The 16,262-nt window shown below is 38.3% G+C and carries 15 protein-coding genes; 6 read left to right on the forward strand and 9 right to left on the reverse strand.

What is annotated here, in order from left to right; genetic code table 11:
* Nucleotides 1-239: 239 nt before the first annotated feature.
* From BM084_RS16420 to BM084_RS16440, 5 genes are all read right to left on the reverse strand, one after another.
* Nucleotides 240-533, reverse strand: coding sequence for a F0F1 ATP synthase subunit delta/epsilon (locus tag BM084_RS16420; RefSeq protein WP_075325579.1), 294 nt, complete (start codon nt 531-533; stop codon nt 240-242).
* Nucleotides 534-611: 78 nt separating this feature from the next.
* Complete coding sequence (gene atpD / locus BM084_RS16425; RefSeq protein ID WP_037317700.1) at nt 612-2,126, reverse strand: F0F1 ATP synthase subunit beta; 1,515 nt, start codon at nt 2,124-2,126, stop codon at nt 612-614.
* A 262-nt stretch (nt 2,127-2,388) separates the two neighbouring features.
* Nucleotides 2,389-4,236, reverse strand: coding sequence for a glutamine--fructose-6-phosphate transaminase (isomerizing) (gene glmS / locus BM084_RS16430; protein WP_075325578.1), 1,848 nt, complete (start codon nt 4,234-4,236; stop codon nt 2,389-2,391).
* A 16-nt stretch (nt 4,237-4,252) separates the two neighbouring features.
* Nucleotides 4,253-5,806, reverse strand: coding sequence for a BamH family beta-barrel-assembly machinery protein (locus BM084_RS16435; RefSeq protein ID WP_245764398.1), 1,554 nt, complete (start codon nt 5,804-5,806; stop codon nt 4,253-4,255).
* Nucleotides 5,807-5,834: 28 nt separating this feature from the next.
* A complete protein-coding gene (locus BM084_RS16440; RefSeq protein WP_075325576.1) occupies nt 5,835-6,647 on the reverse strand; it encodes a glycogen/starch synthase in 813 nt (270 codons plus the stop codon).
* Nucleotides 6,648-6,757: 110 nt separating this feature from the next.
* Between BM084_RS16440 and panC the strand changes: the two genes are divergently transcribed.
* The 6 genes from panC to BM084_RS16470 all read left to right on the forward strand — a co-directional run bounded on the left by panC (nt 6,758) and on the right by BM084_RS16470 (nt 12,727).
* Nucleotides 6,758-7,615, forward strand: coding sequence for a pantoate--beta-alanine ligase (gene panC / locus BM084_RS16445; RefSeq protein ID WP_075325575.1), 858 nt, complete (start codon nt 6,758-6,760; stop codon nt 7,613-7,615).
* Nucleotides 7,616-7,618: 3 nt separating this feature from the next.
* The gene (gene panD / locus BM084_RS16450; protein ID WP_075325574.1) at nt 7,619-7,969 is read left to right on the forward strand and encodes an aspartate 1-decarboxylase; all 351 of its coding nucleotides are present in this window, start codon (nt 7,619-7,621) and stop codon (nt 7,967-7,969) included.
* Nucleotides 7,970-7,973: 4 nt separating this feature from the next.
* Nucleotides 7,974-8,939, forward strand: coding sequence for a lysylphosphatidylglycerol synthase transmembrane domain-containing protein (locus tag BM084_RS16455; RefSeq protein ID WP_075325573.1), 966 nt, complete (start codon nt 7,974-7,976; stop codon nt 8,937-8,939).
* 37 nt (nt 8,940-8,976) lie between these two features.
* A complete protein-coding gene (locus BM084_RS16460; RefSeq protein ID WP_075325572.1) occupies nt 8,977-10,125 on the forward strand; it encodes an alpha/beta hydrolase in 1,149 nt (382 codons plus the stop codon).
* A 19-nt stretch (nt 10,126-10,144) separates the two neighbouring features.
* Nucleotides 10,145-11,509 carry a DNA repair protein RadA gene (radA, locus tag BM084_RS16465; RefSeq protein ID WP_075325571.1) on the forward strand — a complete coding sequence of 455 codons (1,365 nt, stop codon included), beginning with the start codon at nt 10,145-10,147 and terminating at the stop codon, nt 11,507-11,509.
* 78 nt (nt 11,510-11,587) lie between these two features.
* Nucleotides 11,588-12,727, forward strand: a complete 1,140-nt coding sequence (locus tag BM084_RS16470) for a M23 family metallopeptidase (RefSeq protein WP_075325570.1) — start codon at nt 11,588-11,590, stop codon at nt 12,725-12,727.
* A 27-nt stretch (nt 12,728-12,754) separates the two neighbouring features.
* Here the strand turns inward: BM084_RS16470 and BM084_RS16475 are convergent, their stop codons facing one another.
* The 4 genes from BM084_RS16475 to BM084_RS16490 all read right to left on the reverse strand — a co-directional run bounded on the left by BM084_RS16475 (nt 12,755) and on the right by BM084_RS16490 (nt 16,246).
* Complete coding sequence (locus tag BM084_RS16475; protein WP_093306119.1) at nt 12,755-13,792, reverse strand: NADP(H)-dependent aldo-keto reductase; 1,038 nt, start codon at nt 13,790-13,792, stop codon at nt 12,755-12,757.
* Between the two features lie 22 nt (nt 13,793-13,814).
* Complete coding sequence (locus BM084_RS16480) at nt 13,815-14,762, reverse strand: OmpA/MotB family protein (protein WP_075325568.1); 948 nt, start codon at nt 14,760-14,762, stop codon at nt 13,815-13,817.
* A 121-nt stretch (nt 14,763-14,883) separates the two neighbouring features.
* Nucleotides 14,884-15,654, reverse strand: a complete 771-nt coding sequence (locus BM084_RS16485) for an exodeoxyribonuclease III (protein WP_075325567.1) — start codon at nt 15,652-15,654, stop codon at nt 14,884-14,886.
* A gap of 40 nt (nt 15,655-15,694) precedes the next feature.
* Nucleotides 15,695-16,246 (reverse strand): DinB family protein, encoded by a 552-nt coding sequence (locus BM084_RS16490; protein ID WP_075325566.1) that lies wholly within the window; start codon nt 16,244-16,246, stop codon nt 15,695-15,697.
* Between the last annotated feature and the right edge of the window lie 16 nt (nt 16,247-16,262).

Consider the following 16,262-nt stretch of genomic DNA (forward strand, 5'->3'; position numbering starts at 1 on the left):
GGCACTTTTTGCAACCTTACCCCCAATATATGCCAGAATCGGTTCGATTTCTCTATGTTCCACTAACTTGCTAGGTCTTCCTTCACACCCCACCGTTGCCAGTGACGCACTTGACTTCGCATTGCTCTTCCCTCCGATCAGGTGAGCGGACTTTCTTTCAAGTCCCGGAATTGTTTGCGTGCAGGGCAAACAAAAAGCCGGGCAATTGCCCGGCTCTTCTTATATTAAATTTCCTGAAATTAATCAGCAAGTATAATGGCTTTATTGTCTTTCATTTCTAATACACCACCTTTAATGGTATAATAAAGAATGTTGCTGTTTGCAGAGTCTTTTCTAAAATCTTCAGAAAGCTCATCGTCTAATTCTTTATTAGAGGCAGCAAGTTGAATTTTAACTTCCCCTTCAACCAATGTAGAAACTATAGGAGCGTGATTGTTCAGCATTTGAAATTCCCCATCGTGACCGGGAACTTTTACCGCATCAACATCAGCTTTAAAAACTACAGCTTCAGGAGTTACTATTTCTAAGTACATATTTTTTAGTTTGTGTTTACAACATTCAGCAAAAAATATTTACTGAATACTGCTCACTGACCATTGTTTACTTTTTAATTAGTCTTCTTCAGCCAACATTTTCTCACCGGCCTCGATCGCTTCTTCAATGGTTCCTTTAAGGTTAAAGGCAGATTCCGGAAGGTGATCTAATTCCCCATCCATAATCATATTAAATCCTTTAATAGTTTCTTTAATATCAACCAAAACTCCTTTTAAACCGGTAAACTGTTCGGCTACGTGGAAAGGCTGCGAAAGGAAACGTTGCACACGTCTTGCACGGGATACCGCAAGCTTATCTTCTTCAGAAAGCTCTTCCATACCAAGAATAGCAATAATATCCTGCAATTCTTTATATCGCTGTAAAAGCTCTTTTACACGTTGTGCACATTTATAATGATCGTCACCTAAAATATCAGCGGTAAGAATTCTTGAAGTAGATTCTAAAGGATCTACCGCAGGATAAATACCAAGCTCGGCAATTTTACGTGAAAGTACCGTTGTTGCATCCAGGTGGGCAAACGTTGTTGCCGGCGCCGGGTCAGTAAGGTCATCCGCAGGTACGTAAACCGCCTGTACAGATGTAATAGATCCGTTTTTAGTTGAAGTAATACGCTCTTGCATAGCACCCATCTCTGTTGCCAAAGTTGGTTGATAACCCACCGCAGATGGCATACGCCCTAGAAGTGCAGACACCTCTGAACCTGCCTGTGTAAAACGGAAAATGTTATCTACGAAGAAAAGAACGTCCTTCCCCTGGCCTTCTCCGGCTCCATCACGGAAATATTCCGCAATTGTAAGTCCAGAAAGCGCTACACGAGCACGTGCTCCAGGTGGCTCATTCATCTGTCCAAAAACGAAAGTTGCTTTAGAATCTAACATAGCAGTTTTATCTACTTTTTTAAGATCCCAACCACCTTCTTCCATAGATTCAGAAAAAGCGTCACCATATTTTATAATACCAGATTCAAGCATTTCTCGAAGAAGGTCATTCCCTTCACGAGTACGCTCTCCTACTCCGGCAAATACCGAAAGACCACCGTGGCCTTTAGCGATATTGTTAATTAATTCCTGTATAAGTACTGTTTTACCTACACCGGCACCACCAAAAAGACCAATCTTACCTCCTTTTGCATAAGGCTCAATAAGGTCAATTACTTTAATCCCGGTAAATAAAACCTCTGTAGAAACAGATAAGTCTTCAAATTTTGGCGCTTCCCTGTGAATAGACATACCGTCATTTCCGGCTTTTGGCAAATTCCCAAGCCCGTCAATAGCATCACCTACCACGTTAAACAAACGGCCATAAACTTCTTTACCAACCGGCATTTGAATAGGCGCTCCAGTTGCTACTACTTCTACCCCGCGGCTTAAACCATCGGTAGAATCCATAGATACTGTTCTCACTGTTTCTTCACCAATGTGAGATTGCACTTCTAAAATTAGAAGGGAACCATCTTTTCTGGTGATTTCCAAAGAATCGTAGATTTTTGGCAATTCAGCATTCTCTGAGTCGAACACAACATCAACTACAGGGCCAATAATTTGGGCAACTTTACCTGTTACTTTAGACATTATTTAATTCTTTAATGTTTTCGTATTTAAAATATCTGGAAATACTCAATGCAATAATTCACAATGTGTTAAAATAGCACAAGGGTATTTTCAGGCTGCAAAGATAGTTTTTTCTTAATAAAATCATACCTCTCTTAAAATAACTTTTTTGAAGCTTATTAAAGCCGGCAAAAATTCTTCTGAAAGTATTATTTTAAAAGAAAATCCCTTCTGAAATATCTTCAAAAGGGATCTCTGTACTCTTATAATTTATTCTGAAAGTTTACTCAACTGTAACAGATTTGGCCAGGTTTCTTGGCTGATCTACATTCTTTCCAAGTAATACCGCAATATGGTATGACAATAACTGAAGTGGAATAGTTGTTAGAAGCGGTGTTAACGGCTCTAAAGTTTCTGGTACTTCAATCACGTGATCGGCAAGGTCTCTCACCTCTTCGTCACCTTCAGTCACAATCGCGATAATTTTACCGCTTCTGGATTTAATTTCCTGGATATTGCTTACTACTTTTTCGTAATGTCCTTTTTTGGTTGCAATAACCACAACCGGCATTTCTTCATCTATAAGCGCAATTGGGCCGTGTTTCATTTCGGCAGCAGGATAACCTTCAGCGTGTATATAGGAAATCTCTTTAAGTTTAAGCGCTCCTTCTAAAGCTACTGGGAAGTTAAACCCTCTACCTAAATAAAGGCAGTTCCTGGCATCTTTATAAATATCGGCGATCATCTTTATATGCTCATCACCTTCCAATGCTTTTTCAATTTTTGCAGGAATACGCTCCATTTCCTGCAAATAGGTCATGAAATCTGTATTAGAGATCGTACCATTATGTTTTGCAAGTTTTAGCGCCATTAAGGTAAGCACGGTAATTTGCGTAGTAAAAGCTTTTGTTGAAGCTACCCCAATTTCAGGACCAGCGTGAGTGTAAGCCCCCGCGTGGGTTTCCCTGGAAATGGAAGAACCTACCACATTACAAACTCCAAAAGCAAATGCACCCTTTTCCTTGGCAAGCTTAATAGCCGCCATAGTATCGGCAGTTTCCCCACTTTGGGAGATTGCTATAATTACATCTTTTTCTGAAATAATAGGATTACGATACCTGAATTCTGAAGCATATTCTACTTCTACAGGAATTCTGGCAAGTTCCTCAAAAATATATTCAGCTACCAAACCGGCGTGCCAGCTGGTACCGCAGGCTACGATAAGAATTCGTTTTGCATTAGCAATACGCTCTAAGTTATCATCTACCCCGGCCATTCTTATTAAACCTTCATCAGGTAACATTCTACCACGATAAGTATCTTTAATTGCAGTAGGTTGCTCGTGAATTTCTTTAAGCATAAAGTGATCGTAACCACCTTTTTCAATCTGCTCAAGATTTAATTGAAGCTCCTGAACATAGGGATCTACCAAAGTATCATCCTTAATCTTTCTAACCTTAACCTCTTTACCTCTTCTCACCACAGCCATTTCCCCGTCTTCCAGGTAAATTGCATTATTGGTATATTCAATAAAAGGAGAGGCATCTGAAGCGATAAAGAATTCATCTTCTCCAACGCCAATTGCAAGCGGACTCCCTAAACGAGCTACTACAATCTCGTCTGGCTTTGTTTTATTGTAAACCGCGATTGCATAGGCTCCAACAGTTTGGTTCAATGCAATTTGCACTGCTTTACCAAGCTTAACACCTTCATTAATAATTACATCTTCTATAAGATTAACCAAAACCTCGGTATCAGTATCACTTTTAAAAGTATAACCACGAGTTTTTAACTCCTTTTTAAGCGCATCGTAATTTTCTATAATTCCGTTATGAATAATTACAATATCTCCAGAATTTGAGTAATGAGGGTGAGAATTCACATCGTTTGGAACCCCGTGCGTTGCCCAACGTGTATGCCCAATAGCTACATTTCCATTGGTTGTAATAGTGTTTTCAAGCTTTTCTTTTAGATCGGCAACTTTCCCTTTGGTTTTACAAAGTTTAAGTTCCTTTCCATCATAAAGGGCAATTCCTGCACTATCGTACCCACGATATTCCAGTCTTTGGAGTCCTTTTAAGACAACGGGATAAGCATCCCTATGCCCAATATATCCTACAATTCCGCACATAGTATATTGGTGTTATTTAATTATTAATCTCAGTATAGTAAATTCTTAGTTTTAATCTTTTTTCTTCGTTGTTAGAAAGGTTACCGTGTAGTACAGTGCCCTTTGGGCTAATTATCCCCATTGCAGGATAGAATTTCACCGCTTCAGTATTCCTAACCGCCGCGTTATTGGTAATATTAATATTTTGAGTAATAGCAAGGCCTAATCTTACATTATCTGCCTCTTCTTCAATAATATTGGAAACGTGCTGCGTAACATTTAGTTTATAACGCACCCCGTTTTCATCTTCATCAATTTCTAAAGGTGTAGAGAAAGAAGTAAGCGACGTAGACGGATTATTTTCATTACCATCCTGCACAAAATTTCTTGCAAAACTATAATCGGCTATAATTCTATTATTATCCAAATCGTATAGATACAAACGAGATGGCTCGTCAATACCGGCCACAAAATCCTGGTCAACATAGAACGAAAGATTTGCTTCGTTAATTAACCATTCGTTTTCTCTAAATGCCGCTATTTGTTCTTCACTTTCAAAAAGCTCAATCACTGCCATGGTTCCTTCCCCTCCATTAAGAAAGAGTTTTTCGGCTCCAGAATCTTCATTACTTTCTTCTATAGCCTGCAAAACATCTCCAGGATATTCGCCTTTAAAAGTATTTACAATGGTGCTTCCAAAACTAAGTTTATAACTTCTTGGATCTCTTAGCGTTTCAGTATCACCGTCATCATTAGTGGTTTCTACTTCAGTAGTATAGAAAAGCTCAATTCCAGCATCACCAGCCTTAAGATTAAATAACATCATAGTCCCATCTTCAGCCGTTGCCTCGGCTTTAATGAACATTCCGCGTAAATAATTCTTGAAATTATTATTATTGCTAAGCACACTGGAACCTTCTTTATCAATAATTTTCTTTTCAAAATATTCTACCGGCAGTTTTATTCTTAAAGCGGGACCAGAAGTAATGGTATCCTGTTCACCTTCGTCGTTTTCTTCATAAGAAACGATGGCTTGAGAAGAAGGCACAAAATTGTCATTTTCATAGATAACATCACCAATTAGGTTCTCCTCAAATAATTCCTGCTGATCTGAATAATACTTTTGGCTATCCTGGAAATCGGCCTCGGGATCTAAAGTATTCAGAAAATAATTAGATTCCTGAAGTGAGATTTTTATGGGTGTATTTCCGTAAACGGAATCTAAAGCGTATTGAATATTCCCATCTTCGTCTAAATCTCCTTCGGTACTAAAATAAGGAATGGTTAAAACCACGCTATCAAGCTCTGGTTCTACCCCAAAAGTTGGGTTATTGGTAGGTAAAGAAAGCTGGCTGAGAATACTGGCTGTAGTTTGCCCGTAGATAGGGTGATTATAAACGCCAAGTAAATGGTTGCTCAGGTTATTGGTTTGTACTGAATTTAGTTTTTTGCTGTAAGCGGTTACTTCAACTTCTTCCAGCTCAAGGTTACTCGGGTTTTCTATAATTTCACCGCCAACGGTGCTATATTCATCATCACAGCCCACAAAAGCAAAAACAACAACAAATAAAGTTGCTGTTTTGTACATCATTCTCATTAAATTCATTCGATAAAAATTTCTATTCAGATAAAACTTCGTTAGTGTAAAAATCCTGATAAGCCTGGCTAAATTCTTCCCTGTTTTTATATGGAAGTATTGGCTTATTAAGCCTGCCAATATATTTTGAAAGATCTTCAGGAAGGTCTTCGCCTGCAGTGATTATAGCATCTGAATGATCTGCCGCAAGCTTCATTAAATTAACGTAGTTTGGGGTTTTTAAATGCTTTATATCTTCTTTTTCCATCCCGTCATACAAAACTTTCTCCTGCATATCTTCATCTAACGTTCCTTCGAAGTCTTGATTGTATATTGAGGTAACTATTTTTGCTCCACTAAATAATGGCTCATTTCCATAATAGCGTCTAAGGTATAGCGGCAGCAAAGATGCCAGCCAGCCATGAACGTGAATAATATCGGGAGACCAGTTTAATTTCTTAACGGTTTCTATTACTCCTTTGGCAAAAAAGATGGCTCGTTCGTCGTTGTCGTCAAACATATTGCCTTCTTCATCGGTAAGAGTAGCTTTTCTTTTAAAATAATCTTCGTTATCTATAAAGTAAACCTGCATTCTTTCCTTTGGGATCGAAGCCACTTTAATTATTAACGGCATATCCAGGTCATTAATCACCAAATTCATCCCCGAGAGCCTTATCACTTCGTGTAGCTGGTGGCGACGTTCGTTGATGTTACCAAACCGGGGCATAAAAATTCTAATTTGCCCTCCAATATTATTTACCATTTTTGCGGCTTCAAAAGACGTGGATGATATTTCGGTTTCAGGCAGGTAAGGAATAACTTCAGATGATACGTACAATATCCTCTTATCTTTCATAAATTGATTGCTTTAATTGCGATTGCGAACAAAAAACACGCAAAATTACAAAAATTTATGCAGATTGCTGGTAATATATTAAGTTTGCACGCTGTTAATTTTATAATAAAATGCAGGTTTTCAAAGAAAAAACCCCTTTAAAAGCGGCCATTAATGCCGAAAAATCCAAAGCCAAAATCATTGGCTTAGTCCCTACAATGGGTGCTCTACACCACGGGCATTTATCTTTAGTGAAACAGGCTTTAGAAAGTTGTGACCGGGTGATTATCAGCATCTTTGTTAACCCAACTCAATTTGACAATCCTGCAGATCTTGAGAAATATCCACGCACTTTAGACGAAGACATTAAGCTCCTTGAAGAGGCCAGTGACCACCTCTGGATTTTTGCTCCCACCGCTAACGAATTATATGGCGAAAATATAAGTTCTGAACAGTTTAATTTTGACGGTTTGGAGCAGGTAATGGAGGGAAAATACCGAAACGGACATTTTGACGGGGTAGGAACAATTGTAAAAAGACTATTTACAATAGTAGAGCCACACAAAGCTTTTTTTGGAGAAAAAGACTTTCAGCAATTGCAAATTGTTAGGAAATTAACCGAAAAAGCAGAGCTTCCGGTAGAAATTATTGGCTGTCCCATTTTACGGGAAGATAACGGTTTGGCAAGAAGTTCACGTAATGAAAGATTAGATAAAGAGCAACGAGAAGAAGCTTCGTTTATTTACCAGACCCTTCTTAAAACCAGGGAACTATTTGGCACAAAAAGTGCAGATTATATACACAACTGGGTAAAAGAACAATTTAAAAATCATCCCGTTCTGGAATTGGAATATTTTGAAATTGCAAATACCCAAACTTTAAAAAAAATTAACCGAAAAAGAAAAGGTCATAATTACCGCGCTTTTATAGCGGCTTATGCCGGCGATATTAGGCTTATAGATAATATCGCTTTAAACAACGAAGAATAATCTATGCAAGTTCACGTAGTAAAATCAAAAATTCATAGAGTAAAAGTTACAGGCGCCGATTTAAATTATATTGGAAGCATCACTATAGATGAAGATCTTATGGAAGCTGCAAATATTATTGAAGGCGAAAAAGTTCAAATTGTAAATAATAACAATGGTGAACGTTTAGAAACTTACGTAATTCCCGGGCCAAGAAATTCTGGCGAAATTACTTTAAACGGTGCTGCAGCAAGAAAAGTGGCTAAAGGCGATATTTTAATTCTTATCGCATATGCGATTATGGATTTTGAAGAAGCGAAAGCTTTTAAACCCTCCCTGGTTTTCCCAAACGAAGAAACCAATCTCTTGAGTTAATCAGGTGAAAAAAAAGATAATTAAAATACTTAAAATCGTACTCCCATTATTATTGGGAGTTTTTTTAATCTGGTATTCTCTTAAAAGTGCCACCCCACAGGAACGGCAGGAATTATGGGAAAATATTTCAACGGCCAATCCCTGGTTTTTACTACTCTCCATGCTTTTTGGAGGCCTTTCTCACCTGTCCAGGGCATATAGGTGGAAATTCATGCTGGAACCCCTGGGCTACAAACCTAAATTAGCCAATAGTTTTATGGCGGTAATGGCCGGCTACCTGGCTAACTTTGGAATTCCAAGATCTGGTGAGGTGCTTAGAGCCGCCAGCCTTTCTTCTTATGAGAAAGTTCCTTTTGAAAAAGCTTTCGGGACCATTATTTCTGAAAGAATAGCCGATGTTATCGTGATGCTTAGCATTACAGCCATCACTTTATTTCTTCAAACCGAACACCTTCTCGCTTATTTTAGAGCCAACGAAATCAATCCGTTATTTAGCCTGGGAATTCTTTTAGCCCTGGTATTATTAGGAGTTCTAGGACTTCAAATTATTAAAAGATCTCAACTTCCGTTCCTGGTACGCATTAAGAAAATGGCTTATGGGCTTTTAGAAGGAATGCGCAGTATTTTGAAAATGAAACAAAAATGGGCTTTTATCTTTCATACCCTTTTCATTTGGTTCATGTATATTTTAATGTTTTATGTTATTGTATTTTCAATACCAGGATTAGGAAATACTGAATTTTCAATAATCATGGCTGCTTTTGTAGTAGGTTCTTTTGCCATTTCTGCAACAAATGGCGGAATTGGCGTTTATCCTGTAGCTATTGGCGCAATTTTGATGCTTTTTGGCATTTCCAAACAAAGTGGCGAAGCATTTGGCTGGCTCACCTGGGGTACGCAAACCCTAATGGTGCTCATCTTAGGCGGATTATCCTTTATATTTCTTCCCATTTTCAACCGTCAAAAATAATATATATCTTGTGTAGGTTAAACAAAACCTAACACCTATGGTAAAAAAATTACTCATTTTTGTGCTGCTAGTGGCGCCGCTACTAAGCTCAGCACAAACTCTTTACGAAACGATTTCTTCCGAAAAGCTCGGTGAAACAAGAGAAATCAAGATTCAACTCCCACGAAACTACGAGGAAAATACCGAAAAAACATATCCGGTAATTCTTGTGTTAGATGGTGACTACCTGTTTGAGCCTATGGCAGGTAATGTAGACTATGCTTCCTACTGGGAAGATGCGCCCGAAATGATTGTGGTTGGCGTTAACCAGAGCAAAACCCGTATGGACGATGCTTATTATGACGAGCGAAATTTTCTTCCGGCAGATAAAGGCGCAGCCTTTTTTGAGTTCCTGGGAATGGAGCTTATGCAGCACCTGGATAATAAATATCGAACTGCAGATTTCAGGGTGATTGCCGGCCACGATTATACCGCAAATTTTATCAATTATTATTTACTAAAACCCGATCCTATTTTTGATGGCTATATCAATCTTAGCCCAGATTTAGCGCCTCCAATGGCAGATCGCATCAGCAGTAATTTAGCTAAATCTGAAACTAAAAAATGGATTTATCTGGCTACGGGAACATCAGATATTCCACAATTAAAAAAGGGAATTGAAGATCTAAACTCCCAGCTTGCGGCAATAGAAAACGATTTGGTAACTTATAAGTTCGATAATTTTGATAATGCCACGCACTATTCACTGGTAGGAAAAGCAATACCCTCTGCCTTAGAAAGCATGTTTAGCGTTTACCGGCCTATTAGCCAAAAAGATTATAACGAACTTTTATTGCAAACTTCGGTGTCTTCTGTTAAGTTTTTAACTGATAAATATGAGAGCATTAATGAGCTTTTTAATATTCAGAAAAAAATAAGATTAGAAGATTTTATGGCCGTTCATAACGCGATAGAAAAAACCCGTAGATGGGATGATTATAAAGAATTAAGCAAATTAGCTTACGATAATTATCCGGGCACTATGCTGGGAACTTTTTTTGAAGCCCGTTATGAAGAAGAAACCGGCAATCCTAAAAAAGCAATGCGCACCTATCAAAATGCTTACGGACAGGAAAAAATTGCATTCTTAGATACCGATTTTATGCTGGCAAAAGCTGATGCAATTAAAAAAGATTTCGGTTATTAGCGGGAAAAATCAAAGCTAAATGGCCAAGGTTAAATCAACGTTTTATTGCCAGAATTGTGGCAGCCAATATGCAAAGTGGCAGGGCAAATGCAGCGCTTGTGGAGAATGGAATACTATTGCTGAAGAAATTGTAGAAAAACCCGATGCAAAAGATTGGAAATCTCCTAGCGAACGCGAAGCTAAGCGTACCGCCAAGCCATTAAAAATAGCTGAAATTGAAAATAGTCCTCAAAACCGATGGCATACCGGCAATAATGAGCTGGATCGTGTTTTAGGCGGCGGACTTGTTCCGGGATCGCTCACCCTACTGGGCGGTGAACCGGGCATAGGAAAAAGTACACTTCTCCTTCAAATTTCACTTCAATTAAACTACAAAGTTTTATACGTTTCGGGCGAAGAAAGTCAGCAGCAAATAAAAATGCGTGCAGAACGCATCAATCCCGTTGCTGCCAATTGCTATATTCTTACCGAAACCAAAACTCAAAATATCTTCAGGCAAATTGAAGCTATTGAGCCTGAAGTAATTATTATAGACTCCATACAAACCCTACACAGCGATTATATTGAAAGTGCGCCGGGGAGTATTTCCCAAATTAGGGAATGTACCGCAGAACTTATAAAATTCGCCAAAGAAACCAATACTCCGGTTATTTTAATTGGCCATATTACAAAAGAAGGAAGCATTGCCGGCCCAAAAGTGCTGGAGCATATGGTTGATACCGTTTTGCAGTTTGAAGGCGACAGAAACCACGTATATCGAATTCTAAGAGCCCATAAAAACCGTTTTGGTTCTACCCACGAGCTGGGAATTTACGAAATGCAGGGCAGCGGACTACGGGAAGTAAGTAATCCTTCTGAAATCCTCATTTCCAAAAATGACGAAGATCTAAGCGGAACAGCAATTTCAGCCACGCTGGAAGGAATGCGCCCGCTTATGATAGAAATTCAGGCGCTGGTTAGCACAGCTGTTTATGGAACTCCACAACGTTCTGCCACCGGTTATAATGTAAAAAGACTGAATATGTTATTGGCGGTTTTAGAAAAGCGAGCCGGTTTTAGATTAGGCGCCAAAGATGTTTTCCTAAATATTACAGGTGGAATTAGTGTAGACGATCCCGCAATAGACCTTGCTGTAATCGCTGCGATCTTATCTTCCAATGAAGACATCTCTATTCCAAAAGATATTTGTTTTGCTGCTGAAGTTGGACTTGCCGGTGAAATTAGACCTGTGACCCGCGTGGAACAGCGCATTATTGAAGCCGAAAAACTTGGTTTTGCTTCAATTTTGGTTTCCAAACAAAGCAAGATCCCAAAAAATAACTTCAATATTAACGTAGTGAAAGTGGCGAAAATTGAGGATGTTGTAAGCCATTTGTTTGGGTAATAAAAAAATAGAATGTTGAAAAAATAGCATCTTAATCTGGCATAATTACTGCTTTAAATTGCACGGAAACGCAAGACTATGAAGCAGATAAAAATTTTAAGCTTATTTCTTATTTTAATAATTTCGGGATGTTCGCAAATCAATAAAGCCTCCGATTTTATTACCAATCCAACCGCAAAAGAACAGTATAAACGGGATTTTAATGTTTCAGATGAATTGTTCTCCATTTGGGAAAATTCGGTTGAAACCGCTTTTAAGGATAGTGTAAGTGTAAACCTTCCTTACGCCGAAACCGGTAAATTCTTTCCTAAAAGTTTTTCAGTGTATTCTTATGAAATCCAACTCCAACCCGGTGAAGTTCTTAATTTAGAAGTAGAAACCGATTCTACAAAACAATTGGTTTTTATTGAGCTTTTCGAAAAAATCGCTGATACAATCAATAAATTTGAAAAAGTCAAATCTTCAGATTTTCAGAAGAAAACTTTAAGTTTTGAAGCTGAAAAAACAGCGACTTACAAAGTGGTAATCCAGCCGGAAATTGAAGCCACCACTCCATTTGCATTTAAAATGGAGAAAAGTCCTGCTTATTTTTTTCCGGTAGCTTCTGGAGTCAATACTAACGTACAAAGTTATTGGGGCGATAATCGTGATGGTGGTGCAAGAAGCCACGAAGGCATTGATATTTTCGCAAAAAGAGGAACACCTGTGGTAGCGGCTACAAACGGCAGTATTGGCTATACCGGTGAAAAAGGCCTTGGCGGTAAACAGGTTTGGCTACGAGACCGCAAGCGCAATCAGTCGCTTTATTATGCGCATTTAGATAGTATTGCAAATATTACCGGAAGTGTAAAAAGAGGAGATACTTTAGGTTTTGTGGGCAATACAGGAAATGCCAGGACCACGCCGCCACACCTTCATTTTGGTATTTATAAAAGTTACCGTGGCGCGATAAATCCGCTATATTTTGTTTACCAGGCCAATTCACTGCAAACCGAACCCGAGAAATTAGATAATATTCCGCACAAATTGATCGTACAGAGTAGCAGAGCCAATCTTAGAAACAAGCCAACCACGTCAAATTCCAGGATTCTAAGTACTTTGAAAGCTCAGGATACGCTTCAGTTCTTAGGAAAAACCAGTGAGTGGTTTCACGTAAGAACTTTAGGGAATAAAGCCTCTTTTATCCATCACAGTTTGGTTACACCAATAGCCCCCTAACCCCCGAAGGGGGAATTAATCAGATTTTTATGGCGCAGGATTGGGATAAGCTTCGTGAACTTTATTGATCTCTTCTAAAACTTCTTCTGAAAGCTTTACCTCTATACTACCAATATTTTCTTCTAATTGTTTAATGGAAGTTGCACCAATAATATTACTGCTTACAAACGGACGCGTATTCACAAAAGCCAGGGACATTTGCGCGAAATTCAAATTATACTTTTTAGCAATTTCAGCATAAGCTATGGTGGCTTTTACTGCGTGCTCATTTGAATATCTTTTATACTGCGGAAACAAACCTAATCTTGAATTTTCCTGAATTCCGTCTAAATGTTTTCCACTTAAAGTTCCCATTCCTAATGGGGAATAAGGAAATAAACCCACATTTTCACGATGAAGAATTTCAGTTAAGCCAATTTCATCCTTTCTATTCAATAAATTATAAGGGTTTTGTATCGTGATCATTTTTGGAAGATCGTGCTTTCTGCTTTCTTCCAGAAAACGGGAAAGTCCGTAAGGCGTTTCATTAGACAAACCAACCTGCCTTATTTTTCCTTCTTTTACAAACTCATTTAAAGTTTCAAGTACTTCCTGGAAATTTTCTTCCCATTTTTCCTCTTCATCGTGCTCGTAACCTAATTTCCCAAAGAAATTGGTATTTCTTTCCGGCCAGTGAAGTTGATAAAGATCTATATAATCGGTTTGTAATCTCTTCAGGCTTTTATGCAGAGCATCGGTTATAGCTTCCTTAGAAAATCCAAGATTATCCCGAATATGCTCCATAGAATTTCCGGGACCAACTACTTTAGAAGTCAGGATTACATCTTCCCTCTTTCCCGATTTTTTAAACCAGGTACCAATAATTTTTTCGGTACTGCCCTGGGTTTCGGCTTTTCCGGGTATAGAATACATCTCGGCCGTGTCAAGGAAATTTACACCTTTTTCAAGGGCAAATTCAATTTGTTCGTGGCCTTCGGCTTCTGTATTCTGTTCGCCCCAGGTCATTGTTCCCAGGCAAATTTTACTAACTTTTATATCGGTGTTCGGGAGTGTGGTATATTTCATTTATTATATTTCTGCATCGTTATTATTCTTCATTCAGCAATTTAGTAACCTCATCTAATTTTGGTGTTAAAATCACCTCAATTCTTCGGTTTTTTGCTTTTCCTTCAGCAGTTTCATTTGTTGCGATTGGTGCATATTCCCCACGCCCGGCTGCGGTTAAATTCTGCGGATCTATATTATTATTTTCTTTCAAAATTTGAACTATTGAAGTCGCTCTTTTTGTTGAAAGATCCCAGTTATCATTTAAAGGTCCACTTCCGCCATAAGGTACATTATCGGTATGCCCTTCAATCAAAACCGCGATATCGGGATTTTCTGCTAAAACCTGACCTAATTGTTGCACGGCCTGTCTTCCTTCAGCATTTACAGCCCAACTTCCCGAGCTAAATAATAATTTATTCTCCATAGAAACATAGACCTTTCCGTCGCGCTGTTCTACAGTTAAACCTTTACCTTCAAAATTGGTTAAAGCTTTTGAAATTGCATCTTTTAATGCATTCATTTTAGCATCTTTGGCCGCAATTAATTCTTCCAGTTCGTTTACCCTTCTGGAACGTGCATCAAGATCACGTTGTAATTTATCTAACCTTGTTTGCTCCTTTACCAACGCCTGTTCTTTTTCTTCTAATTCAGCTAAAAGTTGACGGTTTTGCCGTGAATTTTCTGCAATCGCTGCCGAGCTGTTTTCCTCTAAGGCATCGTAAGAATTTTTAAGGGTTGCATAGTTCTTTCTAGAGCTTTCCAACTCATCTTTTAGTCGATCCCTTTCAGCAGTAGCTGCAGCATAATCCTTTTTTAATGCTGAATATTCTTCATCTAAATTTCGATATTTATCGAGTTCAGATTGTGTATTTCGGTTTTCGCGTTTTAAATCGGCGTGCCTGCCTTCGAGTTCTTCATATTTTTTTGAGGACACACAGGAGGTCATAATAAGAACTGCTGAAACTGCTAAAACAAGTATTTTTTTCATTTTTATAATTTTAAGTTCAATTATCTTCTAATTTACCGTCATTGCGAGCCAGATAATTATCGGGTGAAGCAATCTGCAACTTGGTAGAGATTACTTCACTTGGTTCGTAATGACGTGCTTTCTAAAAATCTGATTCCAATTCTACCAAAACAGGACAGTGATCGCTGTGTTTGGCCTCGGGTAATATAACGGCTCTTTTTAGTTTTTCTTGTAAAGGCTCGGCCACCAAATTATAATCTATACGCCAGCCCTTGTTGTTGGCGCGGGCATTTGCACGGTAACTCCACCAGGAATAATTATCACCTTCCTCATTAAAATGCCTGAAGGAATCTATAAAACCACTTTTCATAAAATTATCTATCCACTCACGCTCTACAGGTAAGAAACCTGATACATTTTTTAAGCGCACAGGATCGTGAATATCTATAGCCTGGTGGCAAATATTATAATCTCCGCAAATTATTAAATTGGGGAAATCTTGTTTTAACTCATTTACATAATGCTGAAAATCGTCCATAAACTGGAGTTTATGCTCCAAACGGGCAATATTTGTCCCCGAGGGTAAATACAAACTTATAATTGAAAAATCTTCAAAATCGGCACGAATGGTTCTGCCTTCAAAGTCCATATAATCTATGCCGGTGCCATATTCAATATGCAGCGGTTTATGCTTACTTAAAATTGCCACACCGCTGTAACCTTTTTTTTGAGCGGGATACCAGTAATGATAAGGATAGCCGGCTTCTTTAAAATCGTCGAGGTCTAATTGCTCAGGATTTGCTTTTATCTCCTGTAAACAAACCACATCTGGATTTGCCTGTTGCACCCAATCTAAAAAGCCTTTTCTAACGGCAGCTCTAATTCCGTTTACGTTATAGGAAATAATCTTCATTTAAGTCAATTTTCCTCAAAAATAAGGCTAAATGCAAGATTTACAAGCTGGATTGCTGAATTTCCAGTAGCTTTTTAGCCTGCTGAAGATGTCGTTCTTCGTGAGCAAGAATAATTTTAAAAGCAGCATCAAGTTTATAGACAATTTTAGGATTTGCAGGAGAAGATATTACCGAGTTTTGCTCCAGTAAGTCTTCAGAATCTAGGATTTTCTGTTTTAATTTTTCCTGGTGTTCTATAAATCTTTTTAGAATATCTTCTGAAGCTGTATTTTCAGAAGGTTTCCAAATTGAAAAGGTTTTGGTCTTTTTTGAAGTATCAGGTTGTACCGATTTTAAAATAACTTTTCCGAAGAAATTTACCAAAAAACCCAATTTTGCCGTAAATGGTTTTTTATGATTTTTATTTCTCAGCCTATCAATCACCGGGAAATACGACTCATTTATTAAAATCAGATGCTCTAAATTTTGGGCAATACTCCAGGTCTCGGCATCTGGTTTCCTGTGAATTTGGCTTTCACTGAGCTCTCCAAATGTCTTTTTAAACCTGTGCGTAAGTTCATCAAGCCTGTGTGTAAATTCTTGAGTATACACCTTTAAAATTATGATT

It is taken from the genome of Salegentibacter agarivorans (assembly GCF_900113135.1).
In the GTDB taxonomy this organism is placed as follows: Bacteria; Bacteroidota; Bacteroidia; order Flavobacteriales; family Flavobacteriaceae; genus Salegentibacter; species Salegentibacter agarivorans.

Bases quoted from the DNA above. Each gene is read 5' to 3' on its own strand.
- BM084_RS16420 (WP_075325579.1), bottom strand. From the start codon at position 533: ATGTACTTAGAAATAGTAACTCCTGAAGCTGTAGTTTTTAAAGCTGAT.
- atpD (WP_037317700.1), bottom strand. From the start codon at position 2,126: ATGTCTAAAGTAACAGGTAAAGTTGCCCAAATTATTGGCCCTGTAGTT.
- glmS (WP_075325578.1), bottom strand. From the start codon at position 4,236: ATGTGCGGAATTGTAGGATATATTGGGCATAGGGATGCTTATCCCGTT.
- BM084_RS16435 (WP_245764398.1), bottom strand. From the start codon at position 5,806: ATGATGTACAAAACAGCAACTTTATTTGTTGTTGTTTTTGCTTTTGTG.
- BM084_RS16440 (WP_075325576.1), bottom strand. From the start codon at position 6,647: ATGAAAGATAAGAGGATATTGTACGTATCATCTGAAGTTATTCCTTAC.
- panC (WP_075325575.1), top strand. From the start codon at position 6,758: ATGCAGGTTTTCAAAGAAAAAACCCCTTTAAAAGCGGCCATTAATGCC.
- panD (WP_075325574.1), top strand. From the start codon at position 7,619: ATGCAAGTTCACGTAGTAAAATCAAAAATTCATAGAGTAAAAGTTACA.
- BM084_RS16460 (WP_075325572.1), top strand. From the start codon at position 8,977: ATGGTAAAAAAATTACTCATTTTTGTGCTGCTAGTGGCGCCGCTACTA.
- radA (WP_075325571.1), top strand. From the start codon at position 10,145: ATGGCCAAGGTTAAATCAACGTTTTATTGCCAGAATTGTGGCAGCCAA.
- BM084_RS16470 (WP_075325570.1), top strand. From the start codon at position 11,588: ATGAAGCAGATAAAAATTTTAAGCTTATTTCTTATTTTAATAATTTCG.
- BM084_RS16475 (WP_093306119.1), bottom strand. From the start codon at position 13,792: ATGAAATATACCACACTCCCGAACACCGATATAAAAGTTAGTAAAATT.
- BM084_RS16480 (WP_075325568.1), bottom strand. From the start codon at position 14,762: ATGAAAAAAATACTTGTTTTAGCAGTTTCAGCAGTTCTTATTATGACC.
- BM084_RS16485 (WP_075325567.1), bottom strand. From the start codon at position 15,654: ATGAAGATTATTTCCTATAACGTAAACGGAATTAGAGCTGCCGTTAGA.